This window comes from Bacteroides graminisolvens DSM 19988 = JCM 15093 (assembly GCF_000428125.1).
GTDB lineage: Bacteria > Bacteroidota > Bacteroidia > Bacteroidales > Bacteroidaceae > Bacteroides > Bacteroides graminisolvens.
Genome location: NZ_ATZI01000001.1, coordinates 862,508 through 886,204 on the forward strand (window position 1 = coordinate 862,508; position 23,697 = coordinate 886,204).

At 39.5% G+C, this 23,697-nt stretch carries 10 protein-coding genes; 9 read left to right on the forward strand and 1 reads right to left on the reverse strand.

The window, feature by feature from the left end; translation table 11 throughout:
* Window positions 1-3 precede the first annotated feature (3 nt).
* From C511_RS0103605 to pelA, 6 genes are all read left to right on the forward strand, one after another.
* Window positions 4-957 (forward strand): pectinesterase family protein, encoded by a 954-nt coding sequence (locus C511_RS0103605; protein WP_394356825.1) that lies wholly within the window; start codon window positions 4-6, stop codon window positions 955-957.
* A 240-nt stretch (window positions 958-1,197) separates the two neighbouring features.
* Window positions 1,198-4,269, forward strand: a complete 3,072-nt coding sequence (locus C511_RS0103610; protein ID WP_034781359.1) for a SusC/RagA family TonB-linked outer membrane protein — start codon at window positions 1,198-1,200, stop codon at window positions 4,267-4,269.
* A gap of 12 nt (window positions 4,270-4,281) precedes the next feature.
* Window positions 4,282-6,300 carry a RagB/SusD family nutrient uptake outer membrane protein gene (locus C511_RS0103615; RefSeq protein ID WP_024995949.1) on the forward strand — a complete coding sequence of 673 codons (2,019 nt, stop codon included), beginning with the start codon at window positions 4,282-4,284 and terminating at the stop codon, window positions 6,298-6,300.
* Window positions 6,301-6,528: 228 nt separating this feature from the next.
* Window positions 6,529-9,762: a SusC/RagA family TonB-linked outer membrane protein gene (locus tag C511_RS0103620; RefSeq protein WP_027317834.1), complete on the forward strand. Its 3,234-nt coding sequence runs from the start codon at window positions 6,529-6,531 to the stop codon at window positions 9,760-9,762.
* 20 nt (window positions 9,763-9,782) lie between these two features.
* Window positions 9,783-11,927 carry a RagB/SusD family nutrient uptake outer membrane protein gene (locus tag C511_RS0103625; RefSeq protein WP_027317835.1) on the forward strand — a complete coding sequence of 715 codons (2,145 nt, stop codon included), beginning with the start codon at window positions 9,783-9,785 and terminating at the stop codon, window positions 11,925-11,927.
* A gap of 116 nt (window positions 11,928-12,043) precedes the next feature.
* Window positions 12,044-16,450: a pectate lyase gene (gene pelA / locus C511_RS16130; RefSeq protein WP_244877218.1), complete on the forward strand. Its 4,407-nt coding sequence runs from the start codon at window positions 12,044-12,046 to the stop codon at window positions 16,448-16,450.
* Here the strand turns inward: pelA and C511_RS0103635 are convergent.
* Window positions 16,437-16,781, reverse strand: coding sequence for a cupin domain-containing protein (locus C511_RS0103635; protein ID WP_024996342.1), 345 nt, complete (start codon window positions 16,779-16,781; stop codon window positions 16,437-16,439). The genes pelA and C511_RS0103635 overlap by 14 nt on opposite strands.
* A gap of 77 nt (window positions 16,782-16,858) precedes the next feature.
* Here C511_RS0103635 and C511_RS0103640 point away from each other — a divergent pair, with 77 nt between their 5' ends.
* From C511_RS0103640 to C511_RS0103650, 3 genes are all read left to right on the forward strand, one after another.
* Window positions 16,859-18,481: a pectate lyase gene (locus C511_RS0103640; RefSeq protein ID WP_024996341.1), complete on the forward strand. Its 1,623-nt coding sequence runs from the start codon at window positions 16,859-16,861 to the stop codon at window positions 18,479-18,481.
* Window positions 18,482-18,577: 96 nt separating this feature from the next.
* Window positions 18,578-20,305, forward strand: a complete 1,728-nt coding sequence (locus C511_RS0103645) for a pectinesterase family protein (RefSeq protein WP_024996340.1) — start codon at window positions 18,578-18,580, stop codon at window positions 20,303-20,305.
* Window positions 20,306-21,550: 1,245 nt separating this feature from the next.
* On the forward strand, window positions 21,551-23,641 hold the full coding sequence (locus tag C511_RS0103650; RefSeq protein ID WP_024996339.1) for a hypothetical protein: 2,091 nt from the start codon (window positions 21,551-21,553) through the stop codon (window positions 23,639-23,641).
* The last annotated feature ends 56 nt before the right edge of the window (window positions 23,642-23,697 follow it).

Sequence of the window (23,697 nt, forward strand, 5' to 3'; positions counted from 1 at the left end):
AGCATGTTGAAACGTATTGTTTTATCGATATTTATGCTGACTTCTGTTAGCATTTCCATCTTGGCTCAGCAGCAAGATACGTTGGTTGTTTCGCGTGACGGAACCGGTAAATACCGTACCATTCAGGAAGCGGTGGAGGCTGTCCGTGCTTTTATGGATTACACCGTTACCATTTATATTAAGAACGGACTGTACAAGGAAAAATTAGTGATTCCTTCTTGGCTTAAAAATGTGCAAATTGTGGGTGAAAGTGCTGAAGGTACCATTATTACCTATGATGACCATGCTAATATTAATAAGATGGGAACTTTCCGTACTTATACGGTAAAAGTGGAAGGCAGTGGCATTACCTTTAAGAATCTGACAATAGAAAATAATGCAGCCCAATTGGGGCAGGCAGTTGCTCTGCATACGGAAGGTGATAAGCTCATCTTTATTGGTTGCCGTTTTTTAGGTAATCAAGATACAATTTATACCGGTGCCGAAGGCACACGTTTGTTGTTTTCACATTGCTACATTGAAGGTACTACTGATTTTATTTTTGGCCCTTCAACAGCCCTTTTTGAGTATTGCACTATTCATAGCAAACGGAATTCATACATCACGGCGGCCTCTACTCCCAAGGATGTTGAGTATGGTTATGTTTTTAAAAATTGCAAGCTAACCGCTGCCGATGGAGTTGACAAGGTGTACCTGGGACGTCCTTGGCGTCCTTATGCAGCCACTGCATTTATTAATTGCGAGATGGGTAAGCACATTTGTGCACCTGGTTGGGAAAACTGGCGCAATCCGGAGAATGAGAAAACAGCCCGCTATGCCGAATTTGATAATAGAGGTGAAGGTTCAAGCTTAGCTGGCCGCGTTAATTGGAGCCATAAGTTGACCAAGAAAGAAGCCTTGAAATATACTATTGAAAATATATTTAAGAATTGTTCGGACTGGTATCCGTTTAAATAAGTAAAAAATATAAGGAACTTTGGTTCTTATATTGTCTGCTCAACATAGCCGATAACAATTTGCATAAACTTATTCATTGTTTATGCAAGGTTATCGGCTTTTTGTCGATAAAACCAAAAAACACACATAAATAACTAAAATTTTGCAGTACATAATTGATTAGAATACATATTTTTGTGTTCGGTAACGGTCTTAATAAACCTTTATTCCTTAAGTTATAACTATAAAAAATACAAATTTATGGATCGAAAAACACTTCTAAGAGGGGCGATTATGACTTTTTTTATGAGTCTTTATTGTCTTTTTTCCTTTTCACAAACTACACGTGCAATCTCTGGCGTTGTAAAAGACAATGCAGGAGAAGTAATGATTGGTGTTAATGTTCTTATTAAAGGAACGACCAATGGAACAATTACGGACATTGACGGCAACTACAAATTAACTAGTGTTTCTGAAAAATCAGTTCTTGTTGTTTCATACATTGGTTATCTGACACAAGAAATTGTTATTGGAAATCAATCTGTTATTAATGTAACTTTGTTGGAAGATACAAAGAAACTTGATGAAGTTGTGGTTATTGGCTACGGCGTTGTGAAGAAGCGTGATTTGACTGGATCGGTTTCGTCTGTTAAAGCCGACGAAATAGCGAAGGTTTCTTCAAGTAATGCTATTCAGGCTATGCAGGCAAAAGTGCCGGGTTTAGATATTCAACAATCTAATGGTGAGGCCGGTGCCGGTATTTCTATGACTCTACGCGGAAATCGTTCGATTTCTGCTGCTAACAGTCCACTTATACTTGTAGACGGTATTGAATACGGATCAACATTGGACATAAGTGCTTCGGATATTGAATCAATGGAAATTTTGAAAGATGCTTCATCAACTGCTATCTACGGAACAAAAGGCGCTAATGGAGTTATCATTATTACAACTAAACGTGGAAAAGCTGGTAAAACTCAGGTAAACCTGAATGCTTATGTTTCTTCAAACACCCCTACGCATGTGCCACAGGTTATGTATGGAAGAAAAGAAGTGCAGCGTTTAATTGATAAAGCCAATTATCAGGCCGATTTGGCTTCGGGCAATTGGGGAGGGAGCAATCTGACTCCGGAAGATGTGCTTACTGAAAGTCTTGAGGATTTTACGGAATATGAAATCTATCAGGATGGCTCTTATACAGATTGGGCAGACATAATACTTAAAAATGGTTTGACTCAAAATTATGACGCTTCGGTTTCGGGAGGAAATGAAAAAACTAATTTTAATCTTTCTCTTGGAGCAATATACGAAGAAGGTTTGCTGAAAAACGATGCCTTGGATCGCTATAATGTGAAAGCTAATGTTGATCACCGGATTAATAAAATATTCAAAATAGGAACTAGTTTGCTCTACACCTATAAGGATCACAATGCCCGTCAGTCAAGTGTCTTTTCACAAGCCCTGAAAATGACAACTATTACTCACCCTTATACAAAGGATGGGACCATCATTGCTACACCAAATCCTCGGTATGCAGCTCATTGTAATCCGCTATTAGACGAGATTGACGGCGCTTATGTGAAGAACATAGAAACAACTCGCTTCTTTGGTAATACGTACATGGAAATTAATCCGATGAAGAATTTGTTCTTCAAATCTATGTTTGCGCTAGACCGTAAGAATACGCGTACCGGTATTTATCAAGATTATCAGAGTGTAGCAAGATATCAATCTCCGGGAACTAGTTATATTTCATCTCAATATGAAAATAGTACAGGTTTTACATGGGAGAATACCCTGAATTACAATACCAATTTTGGTGGCAGTAAACATGACTTATCGGCATTGTTGGGTCATAGTATGAATCAGAGTGTATATGAGCAAAATACCACAGTTGGTGATTGCGGAAAAGAACATTATTATGCTAGCACATTCTATGATTTATCGAAAATATCGGATCCCACTACTACTAGCTCCTATATTAAATCGTCTATGCTCTCTTTCTTTGGACGTTTAAACTATAAGTTTAATGAAAAATATTTATTGACTGCTTCTGTACGTGCTGACGGTTCTTCTGCTCTGGCTAAGGGACATAAATGGGGCTATTTCCCATCAGTAGCTGCTGCGTGGAGAATTAGCGACGAGGCATTTATGGAGAATACACATGATTGGCTTTCTAATTTAAAACTACGCGCATCGTGGGGATTGTCTGGTAATGCAGCTATCGATCCTTACAGCACGTTGACTGCATTGAGTGAAAATAATATTTATTATTATTTGGGTGGACAGAGTCTTGCCGGAAAAGTCCCAAGTACCATGGGAAATAATGAACTGACTTGGGAAAAGACGTCAGCTTTGGATTTTGGTATTGACTTTGGGCTTTTCAATAACCGTATTTCGGGAAGCATTGACTATTACATAAGTAATACTTATGATTTACTTTACTATAAAAGTGCGCCAGCCTCTTCAGTATACCCTAGTGTATTGGCTAATATTGGTGAAACAAAAGGTAGTGGCTTAGAGGTTGCTTTGAATACATTAATTGTTAGTTCTAAGAATTTTTCGTGGGATGTTAACTGGTCTTATTCAACATCAAAGGATGAAGTTACCAAACTAGTAGATGGTGTGGATAGGAATATCAATGGTGTTACTGGTCAGATAGTTGGACAGCCTGTTTCAATCTTTTATGATTACGAAACGGATGGTTGTTGGAATGTAGGCGAATATGACGAGTATGTTACCGCTTGGAAAGAACGTCATCCTGGTGAATCAACAGGATATTTGTCGGCTTACGGTGTTCCGGGTACTATGAAATTAATAGATCGTAACGATGATGGTAAATTAGATGATGATGATAAGAAAGTTTATAAACGCTCACCCAAGCATTTGTTAGGCATGAATAACACCTTTACTTATAAGGATTTCTCTTTGTCTGTTCTTCTATATGCTCGTTTAGGTGGATATATGTCATATGATATGAACTCTCAGCTTAACTATGAAACGGCTAACTGGGGCGATCTTGATTATTGGACGCCCGATAATGTGGATGCTAAATTTCCAAGTCCGGGAGCGGCAAGTACTATCTATTCTACTTATGCAACTTCTATAAAGTATGAAAAAGCTGATTATTTAAAAATAAAAGATGTGACACTGGCTTATAATTTACCCAATAAGTTGATTTCAAAAGTAGGAATTCAAAAAGTTAAACTGTATGGTTCTTTGAAGAATTATTTCACTTTTAGTAGCGTTGATAATTATGACTCTGAGCGTGGAGGTTCTATCGCTTTCCCATTGGCAAAACAAGTCGTATTTGGTGTTAATGTTCAATTTTAATTCAATAAGGATATGAAAAATAAATTATATATATTGCTTGTGATGGCTTTGGCTTTTACTTTTAGCACGTCATCTTGTTCAGATTTTCTTGATGAAGAAAATAAAGTCGGTGAAACTGCCGACCTGACTTATTCTACCTCATCAGGTATACAAGGGTTGGTTTCATCTTGTTATAGTTTTGCTAGGGGATGGTATGGTAAAGAAGCAGGTTTGGGACTTTCGGAAATGGGCACCGATTTGTTTTACTACGGTTATGACAATAAGCAAAAATCATTGACTTCTTATAATATCGCAGCAGAGAGCTTGGATGGAAACTCCAGTGACAACGCCTGTTTGGACCACTATTGGGAGCTATTTTACAGTGCGGTTGATGTTTGTAACAATGCACTATATTACGTTCCTTTGAATAGTGTTATAAGTGATAATACTCGTCAACAATATATGGGAGAAGCCTATTTTCTTCGTGCTTTCTATTATTTTCACATGGTAAATATTTGGGGACCAGTACCTTATAATAATGCTCCGATTACACAAATAGTAACCGACCCTACCAGAGTTCCCGAAGAACAAATTTATAGTAACATATTGGCTGATTTGGATAGTTCAATTGCTGCTTTTGAAACAGCTGGATATAAAATTAAAACAGATGGACGTGCTAATTATTGGGCTGCAAGGGCATTAAAGTCAAGGGTCTTGTTGTATGCAGCATCTTGGTTGGGCAAAAATAGTATAACAACCAATACTGCTTACGCCGGCAAAGATTTATATGCGCTGGCTCAAACAGAGGCCGATGCTGTTATGGGAAGTGGAATTGCTTCTTTCTATAACAATTATGAAGATACATGGTCAATGAATAACGAAGATGTTACAGCTAATAAAGAAGCTATCTGGGGTGTTGCTTATTCTTCGGACATCAGCACAAATGTAAACTGTATACCTTATCGGTATAAAACAGATTCAGACGGTGATCCGCTTGAATATAATTCGTTAATTACGCGCACGGGATATAGTCGTGGTGGTAGTGCGATGTTATTGATGTTCGTCTCAATGTGGAATAATGGAGCGACTGATTTGGGAGGAAATGGAAAAGAAGTCTTTGTTCGTCCTTTAGGAGAATCAACGTATTATGTAACAAACACAGTAACTAAGGAAAAAGTATATGTAGCCGACTCATATTCTCCTTATGGAAGAGGATTTACTCGTTATTTGCCATCACTTTATTTATGGAGATTACTTGAGAAAAATCGTGCTACCGACCAGCGCACCGAAGCCACTTTGCTTGATGCGTATAAAATAGCTAAAGGGTTGGAGCATAGTTCTACAAATTATCCGTTAATGCAAGATACTGCTATTTATTATTGCTTTAAAGATGGTGCTTCTGCCGAAGGTAAGGCTATGCAGGCTTGGGCCAAAAACCGTTATAGAATTCAGTTTGTAAGCGGTGGTGATATTCCAGTATTTACGTCATTAGCTGAAGCTACGGCTTTACCTACTGAAGCTGCAAAAGCTTCCTCAGATGTCTATAGCGACAAGAGGTATAATTCCTATAAAATTGGAGGTTGGTGTTCTTATCCGGGCATAAAGAAGTTTTTGGATAATGTATTTAATTCAGCTTATCCAACACATGATATATCGAGCCGAGATGCGATAGTGCTCCGTTTAGCCGAGATGTACTTAATTAAAGCAGAATGTCAGCTTTATACTGAAAATGGAAATGCGGCTATGTCAACAATCAATGAATTAAGAAAAGTACGTGCTAAATCAGGTAAAGATAATACATTGAGTGGTGCTGCTACGTTAGAGACCGTTCTGGAAGAGCGCGCAATTGAGTTATGTGGAGAACAACAACGCTGGTTTGATTTAAAACGTACTCACAAACTTGTTGATCATGTGACTAAATATAATGCGCAAGCTTCTAGCCAGATTAAAGAGATGCATTATTATCGTCCAATACCTCAGTCGCAAATTGACGCGGTTACTAATTTTTCTACTACTGAAGGACAAGGTTTCTGGCAAAATACTGGTTATTAATCACATCTAATTCTTTAATAATCAGTTATTTACCTGCAGGCAGCGGCTTAACCGCTGCCTGTGTTATGTATATAAGAAACTAGTTGTTTCCTCGAAATGAATAACATTTCCACATAAAAAATCAATAAATCCCATTGCCGTTTCGTTAAGAAACGTATCTTTGTGTTCGATAACGGGTCTTTATTAGCCTTTGTCGCCTATTAATAACTATAAAAAATACAAAAGTCTATGAATCGAAAAACACTTGCCAGAAAGGCAATTGCGTCTCTGTTTATGAGTATGCTATGTTTGCTTTCTTATGCACAAACCCGACAAGTTACGGGATTGGTCACTGATGCTAATGGTGAACCGATGATTGGAGTGAATGTTACTGTGGTTGGAACAACCAACGGAACAATAACCGATATCGATGGAAACTATTCACTATCCGTAGCATCTAATGCTAAACTTCAATTTTCTTTTATTGGCTATCTGAGCAAAACAGTTGAAGTTGGTACCCAAAAACAAATCAATGTTAAGTTGGTGGAAGATGCCAAGAACCTCGATGAAGTGGTGGTAATTGGTTATGGTACAGTAAAAAGAAGAGATTTAACAGGTGCTGTAGCATCTGTCTCGGGTGAGAAATTGGCTGCAAATCCGGTTTCTAATGTGGCCCAGGCGCTACAAGGTCAGCTGCCGGGTGTGTCTGTGACATCTCAGGATGGTCGTCCGGGAGCTACCATGTCTATTCGTGTACGTGGAGGTGGCTCTATAACTCAAAGCAATGATCCTTTGTTTATTGTTGATGGTGTTCAAGTGAGTGGTATTGATGATATTCCAGCCGATAACATTGAAAGTATCGATGTGTTGAAAGATGCTGCTTCAACAGCTATTTATGGTGCACGCGGTGCAAATGGTGTTATTTTGGTAACTACTAAAGCGGGTAAAGAAGGAAAGGTTTCTGTTAATTACAACATGTATTACCAGATGAAAGAGAAACCCGAAACATTGGATGTGCTGAATGCTTATGATTATGTTTATTCAACTTGGGCTTACGGAACCGCTTACGGTGGTACTTATGGTGATAATATTGCTAAATATTTTGGACTGGGATCCAAATATGGAAATCATTTAAATGAATATAAAGGTGTTGCTTCTCATAATTATGTTAACGATATTATGCGTAGTGCCGGCGCTTGGAACCATGACCTTTCTTTGAGTGGAGGTAACGATAAGACCAAGTATTATGCCTCTGTTAACTATACGGATGAAGAAGGCGCTCGTATTAATACAGGATTTAGTCGTTGGAGCGGTAGCTTTAAAATAGATCAGAAGATTAATAAATCATTGAGTTTTGATGCTGACTTGCGTTATACTGAAACCGAATATTTAGGAACCAAATATGATGTGTCTACTTCTGCTTATAAATACCGCCCGGTAGATAATCCGTTGGGTGATGCTGAACTTACAACTGCATTTGGTAATGGTAGCTCTTATGTCGAATTAGGAAGAGATCCTGTTTCTGTTATTAATAATTATGATAACAATAGCAAGATGCAACGTATCCGTGCTAAAGGTGGATTAACGTGGAATGTAATGAAAGGCTTGACAGCCAAATCAGAATTGTCACTCAGCCGTCACTGGCAAGAAACAAAAGAATGGGATGGCGGTTTGGAGGCTGGTTACAACACGGCGGAACTGACTAATAAAAATGGTTATGCTATACGTTGGGCTACGACCTTGAACTATGAGGTGCAAGGTTTGGGAGCTGACAATAATCTGTCGTTCATGGTTGGTAACGAAGTGCTCTCTTCTAAAACTAATTCAAGTTATATCACCGGGTCGGGATATCCTGATGGTTTTACCAAGGAAGATGCATTCGGTATGATTAATATGACAACTCCTAGTTTGGGAAAAGATGAATTTGGGTCAACAATCGGTACTCCTAATCACACTCAATCATGGTTTGGTCGTGGTAATTATTCATACAAAGGACGTTATTTGTTAACAGCTACATTCCGCGCCGATGGTTCAAGTAAATTTGCACCCAATCATCATTGGGGATACTTCCCTGCAGCGGCTGTTGCATGGCGAATATCTGACGAACCATTCATGGAAGCACAGAAGGAGTGGTTAGATAATTTGAAATTACGTGCATCTTATGGATCAACGGGTGCTGATAATATTGATGCGCTTTTGTGGAAAGAAACCTGGACAACAGAATTAATCAAGGTAGACGGTGAATCAGTAACAATCTATAAACCGGGCTCAATGAAAGGAAATCCTGACTTGAAGTGGGAAACAACGATATCGCGCAACATTGGTTTGGACTTTGGTTTCTTTAATAGCCGCATTCGTGGTAGTTTAGATTTCTATTGGAATACAACAAAAGATCTATTAATGAAAGTTCCTGTAGACTCTTCTACCGGATATAGCTATCAATTCCAAAATGTAGGTCAAACGTCTAATAAAGGTATTGAATTGGCATTGGGTACCGACTTGGTTCGTTCGAAAGATTTCAATTTGTCAATGAACTTGACTTATAACTTTAATAAGAATAACATTGATGATTTAGACGAAAACACACTTGCAGATACCAATACTGGATGGGGATCTTCTATGCGTTTACCTCAATATGACTATATTATTCGTAAAGGACAACCGGTGGGGTTGATTCAGGGATTCAAGTCTGACGGATTCTATACTGTTGACGATTTTGATTATGCTAATGGTGTGTATACTTTAAAACAAGGAGTTCCCGACATTAAGAATGTGGTTAATTACCCCACAGGCATGTCAGGTTTTAAACGCGCCGACGGTCAGCTTGCATTTCCCGGTATGTTGAAGCTCAAGGATGTTGACGGTAGTGAGACTGTTGACTTAGGTGATGCAACTGTAATAGGTAAAACATTGCCCGAGCATACCGGAGGTTTTAATTTTACAGGTAACTATCGTAACTTCGACTTCTCTCTTGGCTTTACTTATCAGATTGGCGGAGATGTGTATAACGCCAATGCTATGCACAGCATGATGGGAGATAAAGATAATGCTTTGGGAGCTAATCGTTTGAATATTGTGAAAGATTGCTATAAAGTATATGATGTTGATAGCAATGGAGATTTATTCTTGGTAACTGAGCCTAATGCATTGAATGCTTTGAATCAGAATGCTAAATATGCTCTTAATTATTCAGAGTACGGTATTACGGTTTCTGAATTTGTGGAAGATGCTTCTTATTTACGCTTACAGACTTTAACTTTGGGGTATACTTTACCTAAGAATTGGACAAAGAAAGCCGGTATGCAACGCGTACGTCTTTATTTTACAGGGAGCAATCTTTTCTGTTTGACTGGCTATTCTGGTCTTGATCCGGATGTCAATACTGACACTGATGGTGTAAACGGATTCCCAACACCTAACTATGATTATCAAGCATATCCTAAAACTCGGTCGTATACATTCGGCGTTAACGTATCATTCTAATATTAAAGGAGGAAAACAATATGAAAAAATATAAGTTATTAATTGCTGCCGTAGGCCTTGTTACTACCACAGCATGTAGCGATTATCTCGATACAAGTTCTCCATCGGTGGTGGATGCTGATTTTGTATTCTCTAATACAAGAACCGCTCGCGCAGCTATGGATGGCGCCTATGAAGCCTGGCGCGATTGTGCACAGAATCAAGTGTTTGGTGACGGATTATATTATGCTGCTGATGCGGCAGGTTCAGACATAGAGCGTCACCCCGAATCATTTACTAACCAACCCGGTCGTCATTATCCGGAAACTTTTTATCAAAATGGAACTTATGCATCACAGTATACGCTAACTTCTTATAACAAGGATGATGCTACCGGTCCGTATAATAAAATGTATAGCGTTGTAGGAAAAGCAAATGCTATTATAACGGCTATGGAAAATGCCAGTAACTTTGCCGATATCACTGGCACTGGTCAGCCATCGGAGTTAGGACAATTATATGGTGAGGCCATTGCGTTGAGGGCCACTATGTATCGTGAACTGATCAGGTATTATGGTGATGTACCTTATCAGGCTGCTTTTGGCTCACCTGCTAAAGGATTGGCTCCACGTGATTCAATCTATGACAAAGTGTTGGAAGACCTTATTCGCGTAGAGCCTTTAATGTATCGTGTGGGTGAAGCTCCGGGATTTAAAGCTGCTAGTAAGAACTATTTTTCACGTACTTATGTACAAGGCTTGATTGGGCGCATAGCGCTTGAAGCCGGCGGATATCACACAAGGCGTACAGATCTTGGGGCGTCTTTCTACAAAGACGGTAAAGGCAATGTACTTACTTTCGAGAACAAGGGAACAGAAAATAATAATGCTGTTTATGGCAGACGCAGTGATTGGCAAAGTCTATACACAATAGCGAAAGACTACTTTAAGAAGGTATTGGATAACTCTGGTTCTGCACGTCTTGTGCTAACAGATCCGCGTTCGGCTGAAAACGGACGTGTCTATAACAATCCTTATCAGTATTTCTTTCAACAGATGATGATGGATGATGCGGTTTATGCAGATGAATCAATTTATGAATATCCTATGCAGCGGAGTGGAGGTAACGATGCACGATCTTACTCAATGGGCCGTCCTTCCAGTGGAGGTAGCAAGCAAGCTTATCCTTGCAAGGCTTACGGACAAGCGCGTATCAATCCTGCTTATTATTATGGGGTGTTCGATCCTCAGGACAAACGTCGCGACGTGAGTGTTGTACTAACCGGTTCAACAGGTAAAGGTGTAGAAAAACTTATTTCCTTTAAACCGAATTCAAAAGCTGATGGTGGTGGCCCGAGTCTTAATAAATGGGATGAGAATCGTCAAGTGAGTCCGTGGACAGCTGAGCAACGTAAGTCGGGTATTAATGGCCCATACATGCGTATTGCCGAAATCTATTTAGGATATGCTGAAGCATGTGCTGCATTAGGTGATCAGGTGACAGCTAAGCAATATTTAGCAACTATCCGTGAACGTTCCTTCCCTGCTGGTAAAGCAAATACAGATGCTTTCATCACATCACAGGGAGGTCTGCTGAGAGCGATTATTGAAGAACGTGGTTTCGAGTTTGCAGGTGAGGGAGACCGTCGCTGGACACTGATCCGTTCGGGATTCTTACCTGAAGCAATTAAACGCATTAAGGATCTTACCAATGAAATGATTGAAGGTTTGAAAACCAATGGATACTATCGCTTTAACAATGGAAATATTATTTCTGATTACGTGTGGACGAAGTTGGTCGACGCAAAAACAGAATATGGTTTCCGGCTTACTGCACAATGTCCTGAAGGAAAAGAAACTGATCCGGTACTTTATCCGGGATGGCGTGGACAAAATGATAATTGGGAAGGTCTTGGTTTGACTGGTAACAATGGTAAAACCAACCTTGCCATCAAGGGACTCTTTGAGAATATCATCCCGGGTAGTGATGAAGCCAAAGCGCTCGAAGCTGCAGGCTATCAGAAAACGAATTGGGGAGCAGATTTGAGGGGCGCTGCAGATGAGTACAATAAGTATTTATTCTACGATTATGATTATAAGAAAGCGCCTATTTATTTATGGCCGTTTACTCCTAATATTTTATCAACGGGCGGATTTACCAACGGTTATGGATTTAAGCAAGAGTAAGTAGTGAGGATATAAAAAGAGGAAGGGGATAATCGAAGTACTATCCTCTTCCTTTTTTATTTTCACACACTTTACCACATGAACCCCTTCAAAGCACTGATTTAATCTTATACTTCATGAAGCCAAAACATAATATACTTAGTATACTGCTGTTTCTAGCATGCATATTATTCTCTTTTACACTTTATGCTCAGTCGGGAAAAATTTCTATAGATCTTTCGGGAAGAGGTTGGAAACTTTGGTACGACAAAGAGGCCAATTGGAAGAGTGAATCTCTAGTTATGCCACCGCTTGATGTCAGAACGTTGCCTGTGGCTATTCCTTCTTCAGGATGGAATATCTTTTCTACTAATGATGCGCTTGAAGTAGAGGTTCCTGGTACTGCCGAAGAATATTTGCAGACCATCTCGGGGCCGGAGGGCGATATTCACGGGGTTAGTTGGTGGAGCAGAGTGATTCAGATTCCCTCTTTTAATAAGGGAATGAAGGTTTATTTGAAGTTTGAATCTATCCGCTCGCGTGCGGAGATCTTCATTAACAGGCAGCTGGTCGATTATCAGATTGTAGATAATACGCCATTTGAGGTTGACATAACTCCTTATGTACAGAAAGGCACTACGGCAGAATTAGCTGTTAGAATTACCGATGCCGGCGGCAATTATGATTGGAGAGACGGCGCTTTGATTAGGTGGGGCGATAAAACACTCCCCCCCGGACATGCTTTTGGCGGAATAACTGGTAAGGTATGTATGGAAGTACGTCCGGCTGTTCATGTTGCCGATATTTACATGCAAAATACACCCGAATTAACTACGGTGAATGCTATTGTTAGCATAGACAATCAATTAAATAGGGTAGACAAAAGAGATGTGCTTTTCACGATATATGAGTGGAATAATCCATCGCAAATTTTGTTTAAAAAGAAATTAAAGTCAGTTGATTTATCGTCTGGCCTCAACAATGTCAAGCTTTCAATTGCGGCTCCTGCAGCTAAATTATGGGATATAGATCAACCTAATTTATATGTATGTAAGGTCGAATTATTAGGGAATAAAAATCATCGTGATGTAGCTGAACAACGTTTTGGCTTCCGATGGTTTGAGGTATCAGGTATCGGACAAAATGCAGTTTTTCGTCTGAATGGCAAACGAATTGTTTTGCGTTCGGCTATTAGTTGGGGATTTTGGCCGGTTAATGGAATTTACCCATCCGATGAGTTGGCCGAGCGACAAATTCGCATAGCTAAGGAACTGGGTTTAAATATGCTGAACTTTCATCGCTTTATTGGTTCTACCAATATTTTAAATTATGCCGATGAGCTAGGTCTTTTGTATTTCGAAGAGCCTGGTGGATTTCGTGTGAAAGCGGGTAATGATTTTCTGAACAAGAATCTGCATGAGAAAGTGATGCGAATGGTCAGGCGTGACCGCAGTCACCCTAGTTTAGTCATTTATAATATGATGAATGAATCGGGAGATGCATCTCCTGAGCAGTTAGCGATTGAAATAAATACGATGAAGGATGTCCATAAAATGGATCCTTCACGATACGTTCTTCGCACTTCGGCTTGGGCTAAAGGCTATGATATAGATGATCAGGCCAAAATCCATATTCGGCCAAATGATACGACTGTTTATTGGAATGGTTGGTACGACTATCATCATGCGGGCGGTCCGGCTGTTTGGAATGAAGCATTGTATAAAAGTCCGGCAGATTATTATAACAATACTACAAATGCCAAAGAAATAGTGTTTTTTGGTGAGGAAGGTGCTCTGTCAGCCCCACCCAGACTAGCTAAGAACAAGGAAGAACTCGACAAAATGGAATACAAAGGATGGGATGGACGCGAATATCTGCGCTGGTATGATGAGTTCAACCGCTTTGTCGACAACAAAGGTTTGAGGCAGGTATATCCGTCGGTCGATTCATTGACTGTAGCCATGGGGGCTGTCTCTTTTGAACACCAAGGACGAAAAATCGAATTGGCTCGCATAAACAATTACACGGATGCTTATGTGGTAAATGGCTGGGAGTCAGAGTTGATAGAGAACTATTCGGGTATAGTCGATTGTTTTCGTTACCCCAAATCAAACCCTAGTATTATAGCGAGGTATAATAAACCTCTTTACGTAGCTGTGAAACCGAGGCAACAAATCGTAAAGGCAGGTGAAACAGTGGTCACCGATTTTTATTTGATTAACGAGAATGACGTGAAAGGCCATTTTGTTTTATCTATCAATCTTCAAAGTGTGGCTGGAGGAGTATGTGCTGAAACGAACCGGCAAGTGAAAGTGATTGGTGGAGAAACGTATGGTCAGTTAATAGCCGATAGTGTTTGTTTGAAACTCCCCTCGGTGGGAGGCCTGTGCCGAATATCTGCCAGACTACTCAACGAAGATGGTACGTCGGTAACTACTGGTTATGATGAGGTATTGGTAGTTGATCTTTCAACGAATAAATTAGAAGGGGAGGGATCCGTATGGGAAGATGGAACCGCTATGACTTCATTCTTAAAAGGACGAACAGCGCAGCCGGTAGAAAAATATCGTGATGATTTGGGTAAGCTCGACTGGGTGATTGTTACCCGCCCTCCCAGAAAAGAACAGTTAACCATGATTCCCTCAGAATCTTTGCGCACTCCACAAGGTGAACACGGTCTGGAGGCAGTTTATTATATGGATATGGATTTTCAACAAGAAGTTCACCGAGAGACTTCTAAAGTGGTTAACCTGAGTGCTATTGAAGGAGCTACTCCCAATCCATCGGTTCCTACTATTGCCGGATATGGTATTGTGTGGAAAGGCAAGGTGATACCTCCCGTTAGTGGAGAATATACTTTTCATGTTCAAAGTAATGACCGAAGTATCATTGAACTGCTGGTCAACGGCCAGGTGGTTTATGAAGTGTTGGCCAATAAAACTCATTTGGGCAATGGCAAAGTACATTTAAATGCATCTGATGAAGCAACGATTGAAGTTCGATTCAAACATCCTCGAAGTAATGCCAGATGCCGATTGGAATGGGCTGTTCCCAACAACAATTTAGCCAATCCGCAGCGTTTGCTTGAACGAGCTCAAAATGACGGAACGCGTATTTTTATATTAGAAAATACCGAGGAATGGACGGAGTATATTGCTAGGAATAGCCGCGCTGTGTTTAAAGACAAATTTTTTGTCGGAACCAATTGGCTGGGAGGGGTGATGTTTAATAAATCACACCCGGTTTTCAATGAACTTCCGGCAGACGGAGCATTGAACTGGCCTTATCAGGCGTTGATTCACACAGGAGTTGAACGCATGGGAATTGTGATGGAGGGAGAAGAACTCTTGGTCGGCGCTTACCATACTTATCCCATGGCTTTAGGAACTTCTATGGGAATAATCCCTGTGGGCAAAGGAAAGGTGCTTTTTTCTACATTAGATATTTATGGTAATATTGTGAATCCATCTTCAGCCGGTTTGGTCGCTCAAAAGTTAGTTTGTAATATGATTGATTTCAAAAGTCCTTCTTTGGACGGATTCAGCGATGGCATTCACCATTGGAATCTTGAGCACAGGGAGAGAACCTATCAACGTTTTACACCGGATCAGGTACACGAGATAGCCTCGAATCTGATGGCTTATCAGAACAAAGACGGTGGTTGGCCTAAAAACATAGACTGGCTGGGTGTGTTAAATACCGACTCGGTTTATCAGAAACTAAAAGAATCATATAAACGAAGTACACTCGATAATCGTAACACCTTTCCGCAAATAGAGTATCTGGCCGATGCTTATTGTTTGTATCGTAAACCGGCGTACAAAGAGGCTGCCCTGAAAGGACTCTTTTATTTGCTGAATACACAGAAAGAAAACGGTGGCTGGCGAGGTTGGGATGTAGATGCCATCACGTTTAATGATGATGTGACAACGGGAGCGTTGGAGTTGTTTCGTAATATAGTGCAGGGTGATAAAAGCTTTGCCTGGCTTAATGATTCCGTGCGCCACCAGATTCATGCTGCTTTTGAAAGAGGTTTGAAGATGGTGCTCGACTGTCAGGTAAGTCAGCAAGGGGTGAAGACGGCATGGGCACAACAACATGACAATATAACCCTACAACCGGTCAAGGCCCGTACTTTTGAACTGCCGGCCATAACAGCGAACGAGAGTTGCGAGATACTTCTTTTCCTCATGGGAATTAAGAACCCATCGCCAGAAGTAGTTGAGGCTATTCATTGCGGAGTGAAATGGCTTCGCCAAGTTCAGATTAAGGGTGTTAAGTTGAAGCGTGTTCCTTTGGCTCCTGACCAGATCATTAACCATGAATATCCGTATGATTTAGTGGTGGTGAAAGATTTAAAAGCGGAACCTATTTGGGCTCGCTTTTACGAAGTGACGAATAATAAACCGTTTATGTGTACACGTGCCGGAGAGAAGGTATGGCGTTTGGCCGATGTCGATCCGGAACGACGTACCGGATACGACTGGTATGGATATTGGCCAAAAAAAGTTTTTGAAGCGTATGCAAAGTTTATTTCCCGATAAAATCGGCACGCATAGGACTGAAGCAATCAATCAGTACACCTGCTTCGAGGCATTTACATCCGTGTTCTACATCGGGGGCAATGTAAATGCCATCACCTGCTTCAACAACACGTGTCTCACCATCTACGGTAAATTCAAATTTACCACTTGCCACATAGGTTGTCTGTGTATGGTAGTGGGCATGTGCGTAACCTTGTGCTCCTTGGGTAAACTTAACCTTGACAAGCATCACTTGCCCATCGTACCCCATAATCTGCCGTGTTACACCTTCACCGGCAGGCTCCCATTCTTTGTTACTTTCAAAAATAAACTTCTCGCTACATGTTTTCATAAATTCAATATTTTGATTATTTCTTTTGTAATTATATAGTTCAAATATACACATTTAATTCTAATACCAACAACACAATGATGAGAAACCTACCCCTGAAATTGACTTCGTGTCTGGCTTGTTTGCTTCTTGCAATCTTTACACAGCCGGCACATGCTTCCAAAAATGAACAGCAAGTTTTGGAAGTGATGAAAACAGCCACCCGATTCATGATGGAAACTGTTAGTTACAATGGAGGATTTGTTTGGAGTTATTTGCCCGACCTATCTAGAAGTTGGGGCGAATTGGAAGCAAAACGCACCATGGTCTGGATACAACCTCCCGGAACACCTACAGTTGGACATCTGCTTCTGGATGCCTACCACGCTACCGGTGATGAATACTACTATGAGGCTGCACAAAAAGTGGCCAGCGCTCTGATTTGGGGACAACTACCCTGTGGCGGATGGAACTACGTTTTTGATTTTGCCGGAGAGAATTCATTGAAGCAATGGTATGCTACGATTGGCAAAAACGCTTGGCGATTGGAAGAGTTTCAGCATTATTACGGGAATGCAACCTTTGATGATTCGGGTACTATGCAGGCGGCCAAATTCTTACTTCGCATGTATGTCGAGAAAGACGATCCGGTTTATCGATACCCTTTGGAAAAAGTAATCCATTTTGTTTTGCAGAGTCAATATCCTTCGGGAGGGTGGCCGCAAAGATTCCCATTGATGCACGATCATCCATTTAGAGGGAAGAAAGATTATTCGTCATTTATAACCTTGAATGATGATGTAACTCCCGAGAACATCGAATTTCTGATTCAATGTTATCAGGCAATTGGCTTACAAAACGTGAAAGAACCCATTTACAGGGCAATGAATCAGCTTATTGTACTGCAACAGGGTGCTCCTTATGCCGGCTGGGCCGATCAATACTACGTAGAAGACATGAAACCTGCACATGCACGCTCTTACGAACCCAGAAGTATCAATGCCGGAACCACAGTTCGTGCCATTCATTTATTAATGGATTATTATCGGCTGACGGGTGAAACCAAGTTCTTGGCAGGCATACCGGCTGCTATTCAGTATTTGGAATCGATGGAACTACCTGCAGAAGAAGCACGGAAGTACGGTCATACCGGAAACGGCCGCCAAGGGATATTGGTTCCCCGCTTTGTTGATCCCGATACCGGCAAACCTCTTTATGTACACAGGGTAGGAAGCAATGTAGCAAACGGTCATTATTATACGGATCAGAATATCACCAATACGATTGCTCATTACAGTTCGGGTGCTTTTATTGATATAGCATCTTTAAAATCGGCTTACAACGAGATACGGACAAAGCCGGTGGAAGAGTTAATAAAAGACTCTCCGCTACTGAGTACCGAACAAGTTCCATTACCCCGGTTTTATACGCGTATATTTTCTCGGGGCGGTGATAAGGGAGGAGATGTGATGCAAGTTGTGCGTTCACTGACAAAAGAAGGATACTGGCTTACTCCACTACAACAAATTTCCAACCCTTATAAAGAATGTCTGGACATGGAGCCTAGCAAGGAAACGAAGTATGCATCCACTTTTGTAGGCGACGAATTTGATACATCTTGTTATACGAGTGAAGAGCCCGTTATGGGCATATCAACAGCTGTCTATGTGTCAAATATGATGAAGTGCATCCAATTCCTCGAAAGCAAGAAGACCAAATAACAAGATATTAATTTTTCCACTTGTTACACCTGTTTTTGCACTTCTAACCGGATGTTTCTTTGTAATATTGCAGTATAAACCATAATATGTAGAAAGATGAAGAATAAATTAGCGTTACTTTTGGTAACCTTTTTCCTTTTTTCGGCTTTTAAAGCAGATAAACCGGCAATAACTATTTTCATGATTGGCGATTCGACCATGGCTAACAAGAAGTTAGACGGAGGCAATCCCGAAAGAGGTTGGGGGCATGTACTTGCCGGCTTCTTTTCCGAAGACATCGTAGTTGATAACCATGCCCAAAATGGCAGAAGCTCAAAAAGTTTTATTAATGAGGGACGTTGGGAGAAAGTCATTTCCCAAGTGAAGAAGGGCGATTATGTCTTTATTCAATTTGGACACAACGACGAGAAGAAGGATTCCACACGTTACACCGTTCCCGGTGGTTCGTTTGATGATAATCTTCGTCGATTTGTCAACGAAACTCGTGCCAAAGGAGGTATCCCTGTTCTATTCAATTCCATTGTTCGTCGCAACTTTATCAGTCCGGACGACAAGGATATGAAGGTTGATGCCCGAAAGGTGCCCGGCGCTGCGACCAAACCGGTTGAAGGCAATGTGCTGTATGACACGCACGGAGCGTATCTTGAATCGCCTCGTCGCGTAGCCAAAGAGTTGGGTGTGGCATTCGTGGATATGAATAAAATAACGCATGATCTGGTTCAAGGCATGGGTCCGGTAGAATCAAAGAAACTGTTTATGTGGGTTCAGCCTCAAACGGTTCCCGCCATTCCTCAAGGACGTGAAGACAATACACACTTAAATGTATACGGTGCGAGGGTGGTTGCCAAACTGGCTGTGCAGGCCATAGCCAAAGAAGTTCCTGCGCTGGCCGGGTATGTTCGTTACTATGACTATGTAGTGGCGAAAGACGGTAGCGGCGACTTCTTTACCGTACAAGAGGCTATTGATGCTGTTCCCGATTTCCGCAAAGGTGTACGCACTACCATTCTGATCAGAAAAGGGGTTTACAAAGAGAAGTTGGTGGTTCCCGAAAGCAAAATCAATGTTTCGTTGATCGGGCAGGAGGGTGCAGTTATATCCAACGATGATTATGCCGATAAACTCAACCGGTTGGGAGAGAAGATGGGCACATCGGGCTCTTCTACCTGTTACATTTATGGTCCCGATTTCTACGCGGAGAACATCACTTTTGAAAATACGGCGGGCCCGGTGGGACAAGCTGTTGCTTGTTTCGTAAACGGAGACAGGGCTTATTTCAAGCATTGCCGCTTCTTGGGATTTCAAGATACACTTTACACCTACGGTAAGCACAGTCGTCAATATTACGAGGACTGCTACATAGAGGGTACGGTTGATTTCATTTTCGGATGGTCAACGGTTGTCTTTAATCGTTGTACTATTCATAGCAAACGTGACGGATACGTAACGGCGCCTTCAACCGATCAGGGGAAAAAGTACGGTTATGTGTTTTATGATTGTAAGCTGACGGCAGATGAAGGCGTTAAGAACGTCTATTTATCTCGCCCGTGGAGACCTTACGCGCAGGCCGTATATATTCGCTGTGAACTGGGCAGCCACATTTTGCCGGTGGGTTGGAATAACTGGGGAAAGAAAGAAAACGAGAAAACTGCTTTTTATGCTGAATACCAAAGCAAAGGTCCCGGAGCAAATCCCCAAGCACGTGCAGGTTTCTCGCATCAGCTGAAAACGACAAAGGGATACGAAATCTCAACTGTACTGGCAGGTGATGATGGCTGGAATCCCGTGAAAAACGGAAACGCTGTGTTTGAAATAAAAAGATAAGGTAACAATGCAGCCTTCAAATTGGCCATCTCAAGCCATTTGGAGGCTGTGTTGAACTAACTAGCCGAAAATCTATTTAATTTATATGGCTTTCCATTATAGATAAGGCCATTTGTCTTCCCAAGATTGAAACGTGTAAATAAACGTGGTTTAAATATCAATGTATCCCAAAAGATATTTTAGGCTCATAATGTACAATCCCAACTCCATAAATGTGTGATATAAGTGTGTCGTCGCACGTGTGAACTGACTTTTTAGCAATACAAAATTTCCTATACGCTTGTCAAATACACCGTACGCCTTTTCGAGAAAATTGCACCAATGTAGTGGTTTCCCCATTATTATTTAAGATATAGGTATCTTCGTTCAAGATTGGTAGCTTGAATACGTTGGCTTAACAATTCGTGTGGCACAACATTTATAATGTAAAGGATCGGTTCATTCTATGTTTGGTAAGTGTTAGGATTTCTATTTCTCTGGATACTTCTGATACACTGGGAATACCCGTAGTCTCTTGTTCTTTGATTAACAAAGCGAACTTAGGCAAAAGATTCTCTTCTAAGTAACCTTGTAAGCAAAGTGTAAACAGTAAAGGATATGCTTGAAATAAGAACTTGGAAGCGTTGCCTTTTGAATCTGAAGCTAATGACGACAATCTCGAAACTATCGCTAACTCAACAGAACAGATTTCATAATTGAGGTTCATTGTGGTCAGACAACGTCTATAATGACTTAAAGTGTTTTCGTTTCTGACGTTTATCAATATGCTACGTTCTATTAAGTAGTAAAGATTTTAAAGCTTACCGTATTTTTATGGTGCTTTCAATACGAGATAACGTTTTTTTTCTAATTTTGTAAATTAGATAGTGAGGATTAATCCAAAGATATAGCAAAAAAAAACATTCTTTCGAGTTTGGTCGCTTTTAGCATAGTCTAACATCATATATAAAGTGGGTTGTCGAACGTTTCACATTCGTAATCGTTAGGTGGAAAGATCGGAAGATTGAAACGGAAATATGAATTAAATGTCATACATGATGATAGAAATTGTAATGATAGATAATAATTGATTTGCTCTATTTTACAAGGCTTCTTTTTAATGATCAAAGACGATATAAATAATTTTATGAACCCTGAAATTGGTTATTATTTATGTTATATTGTATATGTATAAGTCAAATAATCGGAAGTTATTTCTGGTATGTCATCCGAACTGAGTGTTTAATATAAAAGAAAGTGGAAATTATGTCAGAAGAATATGCAAATCAGTTATTTAGATTAGCTGCTGTTTTATATGCAGATAACAACTATGAAGTAACTCCCAAAACGATTCATCGGAAGATTATTGAATCGGTTTTACTCGAAAGTAATTCAGTAGAATGTACAGTGCATCAAATAATTGATTTTATTCATGACAATTACAATCTTCTTTTTGAAGAAGAAGTAATTAAAGAAATTGTCAATAACGAGCAAGATAGGTTTCTAACTGATTTTAGAGATGGTAATTTGTATGTTTGTCTAACTCAATCAAGGAAACAAACTTTGCTTTCAAAGATCGAAGCGAGAAACATTGATTATTTTATTGCTGAATTTCATGACAAATATAGTCAATTAATCGGTGATGTTGATGCGAGATTATTGATACATCGCTTCTTGTATGAGATTTTTAGCTCAAACACATCAAGCTTTCAAAAATTAATTAATAGTAAGAAGGGTGTTACTGGCTTAATTAATCTTGAATCAACAAACTATACTGAAAAAGAAAAGGAAATAATTAATAACTTTTTGTTTTGGGATAATGCTGACAAAAACAAAGCAATCTTTGATATTTCAAGTTATGCACTTGAATATTGTATGCTGACCAATAAAAACGGAGTTTCATCCATTCATTTAACTAACTTAAAGAATAAAAGTTTTTATCTTGATACAAATATCATTTATAGGACTTTAGGAATTAATGGTGAGGACAGAAAAAAGAGGTCTCAAACATTTCTTAAAAAGTTCAATGATGCAGGAGAAAAACTGATAATATCTAAATCAACAGATTTTGAATTTAAAGAAGGATTAAAAGGGCATATTGACAAAATTAGCAAGTATAATACGCCTCGTATAAAATCAATTGTTTATCAGGAAGTTAAGGTTCAACAAGATATTTATAACTTTTATCACAAGTGGAGAATTGGTAAATCAAATTATAACCTTGATAAATTTTTAGCTGAGGTATTGAGCCTATATGATAATTTTAAGAAAGAATTTAAAATCGAAACAGAGACTTTAATGCCTTATGATGTAGAGAGAAAAAATATCAAAGAAGTATTAGATGATTATACTTCAAAAATTTCTTCTTTTAAAGCAAATGAAGGTCACGAAACTATTGGAAGTGCTACTATTGATGCGGAGAATATTCTTTGGGTTGAAGCCAAAAGGGGTAGTAATAATCAAAATATTTTTGATACAAAATATTTTCTCATTTCTACCGACCAAGGTTTAAGAAGATGGGATTATCAGAGAAAAGATTCAGTGCCAACTGTCTTATTACCAAGTCAATGGCTAAGTATTTTGCTTCGTTATTTAGATAGAACAGACGATGATTTTAAAAGCTTTGTGAATTTTCTCAACTTAAAAAACAATGAAGTTCTAATCACAAGTGAAAGACTTCATATTGTACTTGCTGGCATCAGTGAAATGACCGAGGATATTATTCAACAAAGAACCTTGTTGAATAATTTGATTGAGAATAAATTCAACGGTGTTGTTCATAAAGGAATTAGCAATAATGAAATATTTGAAAATGCTAAAAACTATGCTAAACATGAACTGGAAGAGCGTGTTGAACTGTTAAGTGTGCAGAATGAAAAATTAATCAAAGAGCAAGAAAAGATATCATCAGATTTTGAAGAACATAAAGCTAAAGTTTTAGAGGATATAAATCAGTTGAAAGATGATAAGAACGGAATTAATAGTAGGTTGTCAGAAAAGGAAGCTGAAAACAAAGTGTTGAAAGAGAAACTCATAGCAAAGGAAGTCAACGAGGATTTCCGGAAATGGCAAAAACAAGCTTATTGGCTTTTGTTAATTGGTGCACTTCTATGTTTTTGCATTTATCTCATGTTTTCAAATGAAGATTGGGAATATAATTATCCTTATAAATTTATTAAGTATATTGATTCTTTTAATAGTTCTGCACGCGGAGCGATTTTACTTGGATTAGTACTTGCATTATTGTCAGGCTTATGGAAAATAGTTGCATTTTCTTGGAAAAGACTAATTGATAAAGACGAAAAAGAGAAAAAGAGATGTAACATAAAAGATGAAAAGATGAAAAAATATAAATAGGGTGCGAGACTGTAATCTAAACAGTGTTAGTAAAGTTAATACTTTTTTAATTTACT